The following is a 14923-nucleotide window of genomic DNA, read 5'->3' on the forward strand; positions in this document are numbered from 1 at the left end:
GTGCCGGACGGAAAGCTGTTTGCCGTCGTCCATCCGGCTGCTTGAGATTTATAGTTCCGGGGCGGCGATGCCGCCCCGGCGGATTTTCTACCCACGGGCGCCGACGATTTTTTCCGGATTGAACAGGCCCTTGGGGTCAAATGCGTTGCGCAGGCGGCGCGAGAACATGATGGAGCCTCTCGACGTCTCTTTCTCAAGCCACTGCTTCTTGGCAAGGCCGATGCCGTGCTCGCCGGAAAGCGTGCCCTTGAGCTCAAGGCCGAGGTTGAAGAGGTCGTCCACGGCCAGCTCCACCCGCGCCCATTCCTGCTTGTCGCGCTTGTCGCAGAGGATGCCGGGGTGAAGGTTGCCGTCGCCGGCGTGGCCAAAGGTGGCAATGGTCACGTTGCGATCCTTGGCGATCTTTTCCAGACCCGCGATCATGGCCGGAATCTGGGAGCGCGGCACGGTGACGTCTTCCATCATGAACGTGGGACGGGCGCGGGCGAGAGCCGGAATGGCCACGCGGCGGGCTTCCCAGATATTCTTTTTCTGCTCGGCGTCCTTGGCCACCACCACTTCCGTGGAGCCGCAGTCCTTGAGCACCTTTTCCACGATGGCGGCTTCGTCCTGGACCTGGGCGGGATGGCCGTCCACTTCCACAAGCAGCATGGCGCCGGCGTCGCGGGGCAGGCCGATCTTCACATAATCTTCCACATAGTTGATGGTGGCGTGATCCAGAAATTCCAGGGTGCAGGGCACCACATGGGCGGAGATGATCGCGGCCACGGCTTTGGAGGCGGACTGCATGTCCGAGAACAGGGCCATCATGGCTTTGGAGGCCTTGGGCGGGGGCACAAGTTTCAGGGTTACCTGGCTGGTGACGGCCAGGGTGCCTTCGCTGCCCACCAGAAGGGGAGCAATGGCGTACCCCGTGGCGCATTTCACGCAACGCGAGCCGCAACGCACCAGATCGCCGGTGTTGGCGTAGACTTCCATGCCCATGACATAGTCTTTGGTGGTGCCGTATTTCAGACCGCGCAGGCCGCCGGAGTTCTCGGCCACGTTGCCGCCGATGGTGGATACGGACATGGAGCCCGGATCCGGGGGATAGAAGACGCCCAGGGAAGCGATTTTGGCCGCCATGGGGGCGGTGATCACGCCGGGTTCCACAATGGCGTAGAGGTCTTCGGTATTGATTTCAAGGATGCGGTTCAGAGCGGTGGTGAGAATGACGATGGTGTCGGTGCTGTCCGGAATGGTGCCGCCGGAAAGGTTGGTGCCCGCGCCGCGCACGGTCATGGGCAGGCCTTCCTTGTAGCAGAGCTCGATGATCGGGCCCAGCTGCTCGGTGCTGGTGGGTCGCACGACGCCGCCGGGAATGCAGGGAGCCCACACGCACGAGTCATAGGCGTAGTTCTGGCGGTCAGCTTCGCTGGTAAAGACGTTTTCCTTACCGACAATAGCCTCAAATTCCTTGGCAAGGGAATCACTCAACATGTCTTTTCCCCAACAGGGTTAGAGGATTTTGCGAGCGACATGCTCAGGCGCGCACTTGCTTGGCCAGGCGCTGCCGTAGATTTTCCGCCACCACGGCGGGATCGATCCTCACGCGGGCAATGCCGCTGTCCATAGCCGCTTTAGCCGTTGCCGCCGCAACCATAGGCGCCACGTCGGGGTTCAGGGTGGAAGGAATAATCAGGGTCGGGCTCAGCTCTGCGGCCGGAACCAGTTCCGCGATGGCCCGGGCCGCGGCAATCTTCATGGCGTCGTTGATGTCCGTGGCGCGCACGTCGATGGCGCCCCGGAAAATGCCCGGAAAGGCGAGAACATTGTTGATCTGGTTGGGGCAGTCCGAGCGGCCCGTGGCCACAACCCTGGCCCCGGCGTCATGGGCGCGCTGCAAGGGCCAGATTTCCGGAATGGGATTGGCCTGGGCAAAGACAATGGGATCTTTGGCCATGCTTTTGATCATGGCTTCGTCCAGAGAATTGGGGGCCGACACGCCGATGAAGACATCCGCGCCCCTGATGGCCTCGGCCAGGCCGCCCTTGACCTTGTCCGGATTGGTGTGCTTTGCGATCTCGATCTTATAGGGATTCATGCCCTCGGGGCGTCCGTCCCAGATGGCGCCCCTGGAGTCGCACATGATCACGTTCTTGAGGCCCACGGCCATCAGCAGCTTGATGATCGCAATGCCGGCCGCGCCCGCGCCGCTGGTGACCACCTTGATGTCTTCCAGCTTTTTGCCCACCACTTTCAGGGCATTGATCAGACCGGCCAGGGTGACCACCGCCGTGCCGTGCTGATCGTCATGGAAGATGGGGCCCTTGAAGACGCCGTTTTTTTTCAGGCTGTCTTCAATCACAAAACATTCGGGCGCCTTGATGTCCTCAAGGTTCACCCCGCCGAAGGTGGGGGCGAGAAGCTCGACGAGCTCCACGATTTTGGCGGTGTCCCTGGTGTTCACGCACAGGGGGAAGGCATCCACGTCGCCGAAGGTCTTGAACAGCAGGGATTTGCCTTCCATAACCGGCATGGCCGCGGCCGGGCCGATATTTCCGAGGCCCAGCACGGCCGTGCCGTCGGAGACCACGCAGACAAAGTTGGAGTGGTTGGTGTACACGTCCACATCGGACGGATTTTTGTTGATTTCCATGCAGGGCTCGGCCACGCCCGGGGAATAGGCGAGGGTCAGATCATCGGCATCCCGCACAGGCACCTTAACCCGGATTTCAATTTTCCCCTGGTTGTCCTTGTGCATGGCCAGGGCTTCTTCGCGCAGATTTTTGATACGTGACATGGAGTCTCTCCTTCATCTGTAGAATCCAGGTGGCGGAGCCGGAAAAGCCGCACTGAGCCCTATGCCGTCGGCGGCCTCGGCTGAATACGCGGTTTCCGGGCGGTCGCGCCCGGAAACCGTGGAGACGGCGCGCTTATCTGTTGTTCTTGGCGTCGATTTCAGCCTGAGCGGCCAGAATGTCGCGGGCGTTGTCGTATACCGGGGTGTCGACCATCTTGCCCAGGTAGGACACGGCGGCTTTGCCCTTGGCCAGGCCCTCTTCCTCGAACACTTTCACCACGCCACGGGCCCATTCCACGTCGGCCGGGTCCGGCGCATACAGACGGTTGGAAGGCTCCACCTGGCTGGGATGGATGATCATGCGACCGCCGTAGCCCATCTGCAGGCCGTCGCGCACGTTCCGTTCAAAAGCTTCGGTGTCCTGGAAGGAGACAAAGGGGGCGTCAATGGCCACGAGGCCGGAGGCGCGGCAGGCGATGGCGACCTTGGCGCGGCCCCAGAGCTGCTCCACGGCTTCGTTGGTGATTTTGACGTGCATGTCGCGGCAGTAGTCCACGGCGCCGAAGATGGCGTTGACGTTGCGCGGGCTGGCCATGCAGCACTCATAGGCGTTCATGATGCCCTTGGCGGTTTCCAGCAGCATGGAGATTTTCACCGTGCCGACTTCCATGCCGCGGCGGCGTTCCAGCTCTTCCAGCTTCCAGGCCAGGCGTTTCACGTCGTCGGGATGACCGGTTTTGGCCAGGGTGACGCCGTTGAGGCCGGGCTGCACCACGGCTTCCAGGTCGTCGTTGGTCATCTCGGTTTCCCAGTTGTTGATGCGCACATACATTTCAGCGCCGCTCACGCTGGCCTTGGCGATCTTGTTCATGTTCTCGACGATCATCTTGCGCGCGTTTTCCTTCTCGGACGGGGGAACGGCATCTTCCAGATCCAGCGTGATGATGTCGGCCGGGATGGAGGGGGCTTTTTCGATGAATTTGGGGTTGTTGCCGGGGACATAGAAGATGGAGCGCATGACAGCCATTTGAAAAACTCCTCTGTGTAAAAGTCGTGCAAAATTGCCTTGACCATTTCACCAGGCGAAAATAATTCCGGCGCGTCCCTCCTCCTCGGGAGTGTCCGCGGGAGCAAGGCCGGCGCGATCCGGACCCGCGCGCGACGTTCATGCTGCTCGCGCTGTGCGCGAGCGATCTTCCGGTCGGCGGGACTTTGTGAGCTTTCAATAATAAATAGAAGATTGCTATTGACAAGTCAACATGTCATACCAAAAAAGTGCAAGGAATTTCGGCAGCCGCCGAAATTCGCCCGGGGCAATGTGCGCATTGAGTTTACAATTGCCGGACAGTGCGGCAGAGTAATTCAAGACATGCAGCGCCACTTTCAGCGGACTTTTTTACCTGTGCCAGCGATTATTATGAGAAGCAAACTTACAGACATACTGGGAACAAGAAGGCGCAACATCCAGCGGCCGCGCGTGCATACCGAGGTGTTGACCTGTCTTTTGGAGGACATTCAGTCCGGTATTTACCAGGAAGGGCAGAAATTGCCTTCCGAGCGGGAACTCATGGAAGAGTTCGGCGTGGGCAGGCCGGCAGTGCGGGAGGCCTTGTCCGCCCTGGGGCGGATGGGGCTTGTCGAATTGTCGCCGGGCATGCGCGCCCGGGTCTGCAAGCTGACCCTCAGGCCGCTGCTGGAGGAAATGCGCGCCACGCTGCAAATTTATTCCAGTTCGCCGGACGGCTGGCGGCAGTTGCATGATCTGCGCCTTTTTTTTGAAACCTCGGTAGCCAGGCAGCTTGCGCACAGCATCACGGACGAGCAACTGGGCCAGTTGGAAGAAGTTCTGGAAAGTCAGCGGCATTTTCTGGAGCATTCCGAAATCCGCTCCTTTGCCGAGGCGGATATCGCATTTCACCGGCTGTTGGTGGAATTTCTGGGCAACCCCTTTCTCGGCCTGCTGGCCGAAGGCTTTGCGGGCTGGCTGATCACGCCCCTCTATGCTTCCATGCAGGTACGCCGCCAGAGCGAGCGATCCTGCACGGCGCATCAGGCTGTTTTTGAGGCCTTGACCCGGCGCGATCCCGATGGCGCCGAGCAAGCCATGCGCCTGCACCTGGAAGAAATGCGCGCCATCTATCAGGTGGATACGATGGTCGAAACGCAGTGGGACAACGCGCTTTTCGCCCATGCCCCGAAACACGGCGCTGACCTCGCTTTTCCTGCGATAAAAAGCAGCCGCGGCGCGGCAGCAGCAACAGCCGTTACGCCGGAGAAAATTTCCGGCTGAGGCCGGACGTGGCCGCACTAGAGCGTTTTGCTAATAAAATTAGCTAAACGCTCTGGCGTCCGCTCCCGCGGCCGCCAGAGCAATTTCAAAGTGAAATTGCTCTAAAGCCGTCTCTCGTGGCGCGGCCCTGAACGGCAAAAGCCGCAACGGTATTTCTCCGTTGCGGCTTTTGTGGGCCGGACACCCGGCAACCTCTGTTGCCGCTGCTTCCTTTCGGACCTGACGGGGTTGGCAGTGCTGCCGCCGTCCGGCCTGGCAAAAGCTTTACCCGCAAAACGGGCTGTCTGTCAATGCGCGCGTGAGGGAAGCGAGACGCGCGCCAGAGCAGTTAGAGCATTTTCAAAGAGAAAATGCTCTAACTGCTGCCGTTATCCCAATCCCTTCTCCTGCAAGGCGAACAACTCCGTGGCATTGCTCATCACGGCTTCCAGCTCGTCCTCGCTCAGGCCCGCCATGCGTTGCAGCCGCTCCAGCTCTTCCTCCGGGTCATAGAGCGGCCAGTCCGTGCCGAACAGCAGGCGCTCTCTCGGAAAGACGGCGAACAGGGTTTTGAGCAGTTCGGGCGTGACAAAAGGAGTGCTGCTTGAGGTATCGAACCAGAGATTGTCGCGCTGCCTGCCGCCCAGGGCTTTGAGCGCGTGCTCCCACATGCGGTAGCCGCCCAGATGCGCGGCAATGATCCTGAGCCGGGGAAAGGTATCCAGAATGTGGGCCAGCTTATAGGGGCAGGAGGGATTATTCTCCGGGCGCGTGGCGTCCCCGATGTGGATTTCAAAAATAAAATCCTCCTGCGCGGCCTCAAAGATGGGCAACAGCCGCTCGTCGTTGAGCCAGAAGCCCTGAAAATCCGGATGCAGCTTGATCCCCCGCAGGCCCGCGGCCTTGATCCGCGCCAGTTCGGCCTGCCAGCTTTCATAGCCGGGATGCAGCGTCCCGAAGCCGATGACTTCAGGGTGGCTGTTCTGCAGGCTCACGGCGTAATTGTTGGCCGGGATCACCTGGGCCGGCGCCGTGGCCGCGCAGAGCACCACGCATTTATCCAGCCCCGCGTGTTTTTCCCGAGCCAGCAGGTGATCGATGGTGCCGTCGCCGGCGCAGGCCACATTATAAAAGCTGTTGAGATGATCCACGGCCTTATGGGCGATTTTGGGGTGAAAGGCGTGGGTATGGATGTCGATGAACATGGTTATGCCTTGCAGACTCCATTGACCACGTTGATCGGAGCGCCTTGCTGCCAGCGGCGGATGTTTTCGGCCATAAGATCAATGATGTTCTGCCGGGCTTTGGCGGTGGCCCAGGCCATGTGCGGCGTTATCAGGGTGTTGGGCGCGCTGAGCAAGGGGTTGCCCGGCGCGGGCGGCTCCCTGGAGAGCACATCTGTGCCCAGGCCGCGGAGGCGGCCGCTTTTCAGGGCTTCAGCCGCGGCGGCTTCATCCACCAGCGGGCCGCGCGCCGTGTTCAGCAAAATGGCGCCGTGGCGCATTTTCGCCAGGGTTTGCGCGTTGATCAGCCCGCGCGTCTCGGGCGTGAGCGGACAGTGCAGGGAAATGACGTCCGAGCAGGCCAGCACCTGCTCCAGCCCGGCAAAGGCAAAGGGCGTGTAGGTCGGCGGATTTTTGGGCACGCGGCACTGCGCCAGCACGCTCATGCCGAAAGCGTGCGCCAGCTCGCCCACCCGGCGGCCGATGGAACCGAAACCGATCACGCCCATGGTCAGACCCCGCAGGCACAGCGGGGTGCGTTTCCAGTAGCACCATTGCCCGGACTTTTCCCAATCGCCGTTCTTGACGCTGCGGGTGTGCAGGCTGGTGTGCCGGCAAAGCTCCAGCAAGAGGGCCAGGGCATGCTGGGCCACATCGTCCACGCCGTAGGCGACCACGTTGCAGACCGGGATCTTCCGCTCGGCCAGGCCCTCTATGTCCACGGTATTGTAGCCTGTGGCCAGCACGCCCACCAGACGCACGCCGTCAAGCTTGTCCAGATCCTGGCGGCGCAGCGCGGTTTTGTTGACCAGCAGCACGTCCACGCCGCGCGCCCGTTCGGCCAGTTCTTCCCCGGAGGTTTCGTCGTACACGGTCAGTGCTCCGAGAGCCTTGAGGGGAGCCCAGTCTACATCACCGGGGTTCAGCACGGCGCCGTCCAGAACGGCTATCTTCATGACAACATCCTTGGTTATGAAAGAAGTGTAGCGTGAAGCCGGGCCGGCCCGCAAGCGTGCAGAGCGGCTACAGGCACAAGAAAAGGCCGCCCCGAGCGGGACGGCCTCATAATGCCTGCGGGGGAAAGCCTAGTGGGCGATCACGCGGAAGTCGTCGCGGCGGTTCTTGGCCCAGGCAGCCTCGTTATTGCCCTGCACGGCCGGATTTTCCTTGCCGTAGCTGAGCATTTCAAGCTGGTTGGGGTTCACGCCCAGCATGACCATGTATTCGTAGGCGGCGCGGGCGCGGCGTTCGCCGAGGGCCAGGTTGTATTCCTGGGTGCCGCGTTCGTCGCAGTTGCCTTCAATGCGCACGCGGATGCTGGGATACTGCTTCATCAAGTCGGCTTTGGCCTTCAGCATTTCCTTGTACTGGGGATCAATGTTGAACTTGTCAAAAGCGAAATAGACGCGGGCGTCGGTAATCTGCTGGATGGCGGCGCGCATTTCGGGCGTAAGGCCATCGTCATAGCCGGGTTCGGCGGTGGTCTTCTTGGCGCAGCCGAAACCGGCGGCCAGGGCCAGAACTAAGGCGAGAAGAAGAGCATAACGTTTCATGGTGTCCTCCTGACAGCTCGTACTCCAAAAAAATACCTTTCCTTTCTGCACAACGCGGGACCTCATTGACCTCGCAGAAGAGATGGTATCTGCCCCTCTATTTTTGTCAAGGCATGGAAGGCGTATTCCGCACACTTTCGTAAAATTTTTTTTACCCGGCTCTGCGGGAGGGAGGAAAAAGAGCGTCAGGCGGCTTTCTCAGGCAAAATCCCTCGCAAAGCCGGATGGCGCGGGCATGGCAACAGCCTCTTCCCGGGCCGGGCCACGGCAGCGCCTTGCGCAGAAAAAAGCCTCCCGGATGCGAAAACCGCACTCCGGGAGGACAATGCGTTGCTTGCCTGCCTGTTATTTGGAGGCGCTCACCGGCATGCCCCAGCGCGGGAAGGATGCCGGGCCGCTTCCGGTGGGCACTTTTTTGGCGTCGCCGCCGTGCCGGGTGGTCAGGTAAATGCCGCGACCGCCCCCGCGGGTGGAGGAAAAGGCGATGAAGTAGCTGTCCGCGCAGAAGGAAGGCTGCTCGTCGCTGCCCGGGCCGAAGGTTATCTGGCGCTCAATGCCGGTCAGCATATCCTGCACGAAGATGCGGTGCCCGAAATCGGTCATCCGGCTGTAGACCACCAGCGTGCCGTCCGGGGAGAGGTTGGCCTCGGTGTTGTATGTGCCGTTCTTGCTCACTCTGGTCACCGCGCCGCTGTTCAGATCCTTGAGGAAGATCTGCGGGCCGCCCATGCGGGAGGAGGTGAAAGCCATCCTGGTGCCGGTGCTGTCAAAGGTGGGCGAGACGTTGATCGCGTTGCTCTGTTCCAGAATGCGCTCCTTCTGAAAAACGTGGTTGAGCAGGAAGATCACCGGGTATTTGCCGTTGGAAAGCGCCACGGCAACCTTGTTGTCCGGCATGAAGGCCGGGCCGATGACCACATTGCCCGGGAAGCGGATGCGCTGCACCTTGCCCGAGGAGCGATCCCAGACGCCCAGGGCATGGGATTTGGGATCGATGTGGGTAAAGACCACAAAGCGTCCGTCCGGCGACCAGGCCGGGGACATGGCTTCGCCCGGCATATTGGTGATCTGGCGCAGATCCCGTCCGGTGGGCTTGACCAGCCAGACATTGGCGCTCAGCTTGCCGGCCTTTTTTACAAAGGCCAGGGTGGAGCGGAAAAAGGCCCCGTTGCCGGTCAGGGCTTCCAGCAGATCCGCGCAAAAGCGATCCGCCACTTCGGGCAGGTCGCGGGTGGCGACCTTGGGATATTCCTTGCCGAACAGACGGCTGCCGGTGTTGGTCTCAAAAGCGCGGATCTGGACGGGCCTTGTGCCCTTGTCGCCGTCAGGCCAGAAGGTGGTGACCACAATGTCCGAGCCGGCCAGCTGGAAACGCTTGAAATCCAGGGCAGGCGGCTCGTAGCCCGCCAGCACGATGCCGCCCAGCACGGCTTTGGGGTCCGTAAGGCGCATGAAAGGCAAAAAGCTCAAATTCTGCTCGATCAGTTTTTGCAAAGCCGCGCCCATGCCCGTGGCCTGAGCCTGGGGAGCCGTAAGCGGGGCGGCCAGGGCCAGATTGACGATATTCTGGCCCGGACCGATGATGTCCACGCGCATGGCTGCCTGGGCCGCTCCGCCCAGAGCCAGCCAGAGCCCGAGGGCCAGGAGAAGGAAGTATTTTTTCATGGCGTCCGTATCCTCGTTCAAGGGGCGCGCCGCCTAGTGGCGCACCAGTGTAAAGGTGAGTTCCAGGGTGGTGCCGAGGCCCGCCGGGGGCGGCTGCACGCTGTTTGCCCGGCGTATGCCCTGCAGCACGAACCTGTCAAGCCGCTTATCCCCGCTGCTTTCCAGCAGCGTGGCGTTTTTGATCGCCCCTGTGGGCTCCAGAAGCAGCCGCACAGTGGCGTAATAGGTGCCGGGCGCGGTTTCCGCCGGGATAAACATGGCGTTGCGCAAATCCCAGACCACACGGGAAAGATATTTGCGGTAGCGCGGATCGTACTTGTCCTGCGCCTTGGGCTGCACGGGCCGCCCCTGGGCCGCGGGTTCCGGCGCGCTCAGGGTCAGCCGCATTTCTTCATCAGTCAGGCCCGTGGGGGAGGGCTTCTGCGATTCCGCGGGCTTTTTCGTTCCGGCGGCAACGGCTTGGGCCGCGTTTTTCTTTTGAGAAGCCTTGATCGGCGCTGTGGCCGCGCTCTCGTCGCTCACTCCGTTTTTCGCTGTGCCGGGGCGCGGGGCGCTGGCGGCAGTCCTGGCAGCGGAATCCTTGCCCCGGGGCGTGCCGGTCCAGAAAGCCAGATGCACATCCAGGGGCATGCCGTACGGCGGCGTGCCGAAACCGGCGATCTGGCGCACCGCGCCGCAGGCGGATCTGTCCAGGGCATCCATGCCCGATGTCCTGGTCGGCGTGCAGGCCAGGACCTTGCCCTGGCCGTCCAGGGAAATGCGCACTCTGACTTCAAATTCGCCTTTGAGCGCGGGCGGCGGGGCCCAGACCGCGAGCACCTTGTCAAGCACTTTGCCGGAATAGCCGTCGTTCTGGTCCGCCGCGGCCAAAGCCGCGCCAGACGCAGAGTCCGGGGTGAAGACCAAAGCCCCCAGCAGGATCAGCGCGCCCGCGCGCAACGGAAATGACATAGCATTATTCTCCTTATGGGCGACGAGGCGCGTGAAAGTGTGACCTTGCTTCAGTCTTTCACGGTTTCGTCCGACGTGAACACCAGCTCCAGTTCCGTATACCCGGATGACGGCGGAGGCGGGAACCGCCCCGCGTCGCAGGCGCGCCTCACGGCCTGGGCCGGAAGCCGGACGGCCATGCACAGCAGGGCGGCCAGCGGGAGCAAAAAACATGCGCGCAGCGGAAACGGCATGGCCTCCTTGCGGGCTAGCGCGCCATAAGTTCTTCATATCTGAAGATCAGATCCAGATCCGTGTATTCGGGCGAGGGCGGCGGCGGGAACTCCCCTGCGCGGCTGGTGCTCAGCACGGAGTTCACTGCCGAAGCGTCAAACAAGGCGTTGCCCGAGCTCTGGCTGACTTCCGCTTGCAGTACGTTGCCCTGCATGTCCACCCGGACCTTGACCACGCAGCTCAGATTGACCCGTTGCGCGGAATTGAAGCTCCAGTTGGGGCGCACGGCCAGCATAACCTCGCCCATATACAGGTTGTTCAGCCCGCCCCCGCCCGGCCCGTCGCCTTCGCCGCCGCCTCCGCCGCGGTTGCCGCCGGCCTGGCGCTGGGCCTGGGCCAGGGCCTGCTCAATGGCATTGCCCCGGTCGCCGGAATCCGCGCGCGAAGAAGCCTTGCGCCGGGCCTGCTTCAGGGCGGCGGCTACAGGATCATCTTTGGGAGCCTGCTTTTTCGGGCTTTCTTTTTTCGGCTCTGCTTTCTTTTCCTGTTTTTTCGGTTTTTCGGCAGGCTTTTTTTCTTCCTTTTTCGGCTTTTCCGCCTGGGGCTTTTCCGCTTTTTTCTGCGCAATGGGGGTGGCTTGTTCTTTGACGGGCGCCGGTTTTTTGGGTTCCTTCAAAGGTTCGGGCCGCTTGATCGGCGTGGCTTCCCTGGGGGGAGCGGGCAGGGGCGCCGGTTCCTTGACTTCTTCCCGCGCGCGCGCGGCGATTTCGTTTTTGGGCGCAGGCGGCGTGGGGGCCAGAGGCCCGTCGCCGGGTTCGCCCATGTGCCCCAGAATCGGGGAGGGCGTCCGGTTGCCGCCGGGCGCGCCCTCTACCAGGCTGATCATCACCGGCATGCTGTCAAGCCTGATCGGCGGGCTGGCGGGCCAGAACCAGATCAGCAAAAAAGCCGCCAGATGCAGGCAGAGGGAAAGAACATAGGAAGCCAGGCGCATGTAAACCTACTTCGAGGACGCGCCGGGAGCGCGCCTGCCGCCGGGGACGTCTTCGGGCTGTTCGGCCACCACGCCCAGCTTTTCAATGCCCACGGCCTTGATATGGCCCATGACCTCAACCACAATGCCGTAAGGAACTTCCTTGTCGGCCCGCAGGAAAAGGCTTTTGTTTTTTTCCTTGACCAGGCGTTGCAGGTGGCCTTCCAGCTCGTTCATGTCGTCCACGGCATATTCATCCAGAAAAATCCTGCCGTCGCGGCGCACGGTCAGGATCATATGGTCATTCTCGGTGGGCAGCACTTCCACCTGCTTGGTCTGGGGCAGATCCACATCCAGCCCCTGGCTCATCATGGGCGTGGCCACCATAAAAATGATCAAAAGCACCAGCATCACGTCCACAAAGGGCGTGACGTTGATTTCCGAGACGAATTTATTGCCGTTGCCCAGGTTGGCGCTCATCTCAGAGCTCCGTATTGCCCGTGCGCTGCACCGGGCGATGGGCATTGAGCTCGCGCTGGACGCGGTTCAGAAAGACGCCCGCGAAGTTGACCAGCAGGGTGTCTACCTGCGAGAGCTTGCCCATGAAGACATTGAAGCCCACCGTGGCGGGCACGGCCACTGCCAGGCCGACGGCCGTGGCTATCAGGGCTTCGGAAATGCCCGGAGCCACCGTGGCCAGGGAGGCGGATTTGAGCATGCCGATGGAGTGGAAGGAACTCATGATGCCCCAGACCGTGCCGAACAGGCCGATAAAGGGCGCGGTGTTCGCCGTGGTGGCCAGAAGCGAAAGGGAACGCTGCAAGCGGGACAGCTCGCTGGCCACGCCCTGGCGCAGGGAGCGGCGCACATTGTCCACCACGACTTCGCTGCTGTTGCCCAGCTCCTTGGAGCGGTTAAATTCCAGCACGCCCTGATGGGCAATATAATACAGCGGCGATGCCGGATCGGAACCCAGAGACTGCACGGCCTCGCGCAGATTGGAGGCTTTCTCGAAGCGCTCTGTGCCGCTCAGGGCTTTGCGGTTGGCGGCGTTGAGCGCAATGTACTTCTGGATCATCATACCCCAGCTGGCCACGGACATGACCAGCAGAAGCGTCAATACGGCTTTGGCCACCAGACTGGCCTGGGCAATTATCGAAAAAAAACTGAATTCCATGTGGTTCTCCGTAACAATGCGCAATACACCCGGCTGACGTTGCGCCCGTGGCGGGATGAGCGCCACCGGCTTTTGCTGCGGAGGATGCAACGAGCGGGGCATTTTTTCAAGATTTTTTTTAAAGTTATTTCGGGGCTGATTTCCAACGCAGAGCAGGAGTCCGGCGCGGCGCGCATCTTCACAAGTACCGGAAGTCATTTCAGACATGATTTCTCCCGTCAGGCGAGAGCCTGACGCGGCGGCAGAGCCGCCGGAAACGAGCCGGAAACCGCGTTTTTGGGCCAGGGGCAGCCCTGGCGTGCCCGAAAAGTCGTATTGCCAATGCCGCTGCTCTGAGTGTATGTTGCGGGCATGCCAATGCGAATAGTGTTTTGCCGTGGCCTTGCGCCGTGGCTTTTTGCCTTTTTGTGGGCTGTGGGCGTCTGTTCCGCTTGCAATGCCGTTTGGGCGGCGGCCCAGAATTCTTCCGCGGCGGCTTCCCGCGCAGGTTCCATGAAATCCGCGCCCGCGCCGCTCTACAAGGGGCAACGCCCGCAATCTCTGGAAAATGCGCATCAGGGCCTGCCGGATGCCATAACCATGCCCCAGGCCGTTGAACGCGCCCTGAAGTTCAATCCCAGCCTGGGCGCGCAGGAATCGCAGAGCCGCTCCTCGGAAGAGGGCCGCAAATCCGCGCGCGGCGCCTTTGGCCCCAAGCTGGGCATGAGCTATACGGCCGTCAAGCAGGAGAGAACGTCCTCCCCTTCCACCACGCGCCCGCCGGAACTGGGAACCTACAGTTGGGGGGTGGAAGTCTCCCAGCCGGTATTTCAGGGTTTCAGGCTGCTGGCCAGGTATCAGAAAGCCGCCTTGCAGGCGGACAGCGACAAGGCCGCCCTGCGCAATGCCGAGCTGGCCATGACCGAACAGGTGCAGACCTATTTTCTGAATTATCTGCGCGCCGAGGAAAACGTGCGCAGCGAGCGGGACTCGCTGGCCCGGCTGCGCGATCAACTGCGCATCACCACGGCCTTTTTCGATGTGGGCCTGCGGCCGCGTCTGGACGTGCTGCAGGCGGAGGTCAATGTGAGCCAGGCGGAAAACCTGCTGATCCAGGCGGAAAACAACCGCGACACCAGTCTGGCCATGCTCAATACCCTGCTGGGGCTGCCTGCCACGGCCAGGGCGGAATATGCGGGCAGGCTCGCCCATGTGCCGTTCAACCGGACTCTGGAGCAATGTCTGGAAACCGCGTACCGGCAGCGGCCCGATCTCTATATGGCCGCCAGATCCGTGGAGATCGCGGGCAAGGATCAGCGCGTGGTCCAGAGCGACTATTACCCGGAGGTGGAGGCCTATTACAACATCACGCAGACCGGCAACACCCCGGATCTGCAACGGGCGGGCAGCAGCGATCGCAGCTCGCGCGGAACCACCTGGGAGGTGGGAGCCCGCGCCACCTGGAATATCTTTCAATGGGGCACCACCTATTACGCGGATAAGCAGGCGGGCTGGCTGGTCAGCAAAATGCGCTACGAAGAGGACAACCTGAAGCTCACGGTAGGCTATGAGATCAAATCCAAATTGCTGGCCGTGCATGAGGCGCAGAAGCGCATTTCCGTGGCCGAAAAGGGCGTGGAGCAGGCAAGGGAAGCGTATAATGTGGCCCTGGCCCGGTATCAGGAGCAGGTGGGCACCAACTTCGACGTGCTTGACGCTTCCGCCAGGCTGACCACGGCCCAGGCCTCGCTGACCGGCGCCAAGGCGGATTATCTTACGGCCCTGGCCCAGATTTATGTAGCTATGGGCGAATTTCATCCCGACCTCATGCAACGGTAGGCGCTGCCCGGCTTTCGCGAAAGGCAGCGCATCTCAAGGCTCAAGGAATTCACCTTTGAGATGATTTTCTCAAAAAATTCATTTTAATTTTACATGGTTGAAAAAGGAATTTCACTCTGCAAGTGAATCCTTCCAAAGTCCAAACGCAGTGACGCCGCGCATCGTGCGCCGCAAGGCGGCGGGATTGGCTCGCGAACAGTTTTTTTCCACTCAATGAGCCTTTGCAAAGGCAAAGCGTTTCAAGAGCAAATTTCTCCAGCGCATCCGGAAGCGGACGGCAGCAGGCCGTGCCGGAATGC

The 14923-nt window shown here is 61.4% G+C and carries 15 protein-coding genes and 1 other RNA gene; 2 read left to right on the forward strand and 14 right to left on the reverse strand.

The genetic code is table 11. The annotated features are described in order from the left end of the window. Positions 1 to 87: 87 nt before the first annotated feature. From G7Y52_RS04990 to G7Y52_RS05000, 3 genes are all read right to left on the reverse strand, one after another. Complete coding sequence (locus G7Y52_RS04990; protein WP_165067076.1) at positions 88 to 1479, reverse strand: FAD-linked oxidase C-terminal domain-containing protein; 1392 nt, start codon at positions 1477 to 1479, stop codon at positions 88 to 90. A gap of 43 nt (positions 1480 to 1522) precedes the next feature. Continuing rightward, positions 1523 to 2773, reverse strand: a complete 1251-nt coding sequence (locus G7Y52_RS04995) for a malic enzyme-like NAD(P)-binding protein (RefSeq protein ID WP_346773710.1) — start codon at positions 2771 to 2773, stop codon at positions 1523 to 1525. Between the two features lie 142 nt (positions 2774 to 2915). Continuing rightward, entirely contained in the window at positions 2916 to 3809 is an 894-nt protein-coding gene (locus G7Y52_RS05000) for a CoA ester lyase (protein WP_165067083.1), read from the reverse strand. Positions 3810 to 4271: 462 nt separating this feature from the next. Between G7Y52_RS05000 and G7Y52_RS05005 the strand changes: the two genes are divergently transcribed. Further along, positions 4272 to 5072: an FCD domain-containing protein gene (locus G7Y52_RS05005; protein WP_277424289.1), complete on the forward strand. Its 801-nt coding sequence runs from the start codon at positions 4272 to 4274 to the stop codon at positions 5070 to 5072. Positions 5073 to 5241: 169 nt separating this feature from the next. Here G7Y52_RS05005 and ffs read toward each other — a convergent pair. From ffs to G7Y52_RS15465, 11 genes are all read right to left on the reverse strand, one after another. Further along, an RNA gene (gene ffs / locus G7Y52_RS05010) (signal recognition particle sRNA small type) lies at positions 5242 to 5327 on the reverse strand. 113 nt (positions 5328 to 5440) lie between these two features. After that, positions 5441 to 6256, reverse strand: a complete 816-nt coding sequence (locus tag G7Y52_RS05015) for an amidohydrolase family protein (protein WP_165067089.1) — start codon at positions 6254 to 6256, stop codon at positions 5441 to 5443. A 2-nt stretch (positions 6257 to 6258) separates the two neighbouring features. Next, the gene (locus tag G7Y52_RS05020) at positions 6259 to 7230 is read right to left on the reverse strand and encodes a D-2-hydroxyacid dehydrogenase (protein ID WP_165067093.1); all 972 of its coding nucleotides are present in this window, start codon (positions 7228 to 7230) and stop codon (positions 6259 to 6261) included. A gap of 129 nt (positions 7231 to 7359) precedes the next feature. After that, positions 7360 to 7827 carry a peptidoglycan-associated lipoprotein Pal gene (gene pal / locus G7Y52_RS05025; RefSeq protein ID WP_165067098.1) on the reverse strand — a complete coding sequence of 156 codons (468 nt, stop codon included), beginning with the start codon at positions 7825 to 7827 and terminating at the stop codon, positions 7360 to 7362. Positions 7828 to 8172: 345 nt separating this feature from the next. Beyond that, entirely contained in the window at positions 8173 to 9492 is a 1320-nt protein-coding gene (locus G7Y52_RS05030) for a PD40 domain-containing protein (RefSeq protein ID WP_165067207.1), read from the reverse strand. 33 nt (positions 9493 to 9525) lie between these two features. Further along, positions 9526 to 10443: a TonB family protein gene (locus G7Y52_RS05035; protein ID WP_165067101.1), complete on the reverse strand. Its 918-nt coding sequence runs from the start codon at positions 10441 to 10443 to the stop codon at positions 9526 to 9528. 50 nt (positions 10444 to 10493) lie between these two features. After that, complete coding sequence (locus G7Y52_RS05040) at positions 10494 to 10676, reverse strand: hypothetical protein (protein WP_165067104.1); 183 nt, start codon at positions 10674 to 10676, stop codon at positions 10494 to 10496. A 14-nt stretch (positions 10677 to 10690) separates the two neighbouring features. After that, a complete protein-coding gene (locus tag G7Y52_RS05045) occupies positions 10691 to 11650 on the reverse strand; it encodes a cell envelope integrity protein TolA (RefSeq protein ID WP_165067107.1) in 960 nt (319 codons plus the stop codon). 6 nt (positions 11651 to 11656) lie between these two features. After that, positions 11657 to 12109: a protein TolR gene (gene tolR / locus G7Y52_RS05050; RefSeq protein ID WP_165067110.1), complete on the reverse strand. Its 453-nt coding sequence runs from the start codon at positions 12107 to 12109 to the stop codon at positions 11657 to 11659. 1 nt (position 12110) lies between these two features. After that, entirely contained in the window at positions 12111 to 12806 is a 696-nt protein-coding gene (gene tolQ, locus G7Y52_RS05055; protein ID WP_165067113.1) for a protein TolQ, read from the reverse strand. 218 nt (positions 12807 to 13024) lie between these two features. Further along, entirely contained in the window at positions 13025 to 13159 is a 135-nt protein-coding gene (locus tag G7Y52_RS15465; RefSeq protein WP_277424287.1) for a hypothetical protein, read from the reverse strand. Positions 13160 to 13298: 139 nt separating this feature from the next. On the opposite strand from G7Y52_RS15465, the gene G7Y52_RS05060 reads away from it, so the two are divergent. Further along, on the forward strand, positions 13299 to 14624 hold the full coding sequence (locus G7Y52_RS05060; RefSeq protein ID WP_241159597.1) for a TolC family protein: 1326 nt from the start codon (positions 13299 to 13301) through the stop codon (positions 14622 to 14624). The last annotated feature ends 299 nt before the right edge of the window (positions 14625 to 14923 follow it).

This window comes from Desulfovibrio sp. ZJ200 (genome assembly GCF_011039095.1).
Classification (GTDB): Bacteria; Desulfobacterota; Desulfovibrionia; order Desulfovibrionales; family Desulfovibrionaceae; genus Desulfovibrio.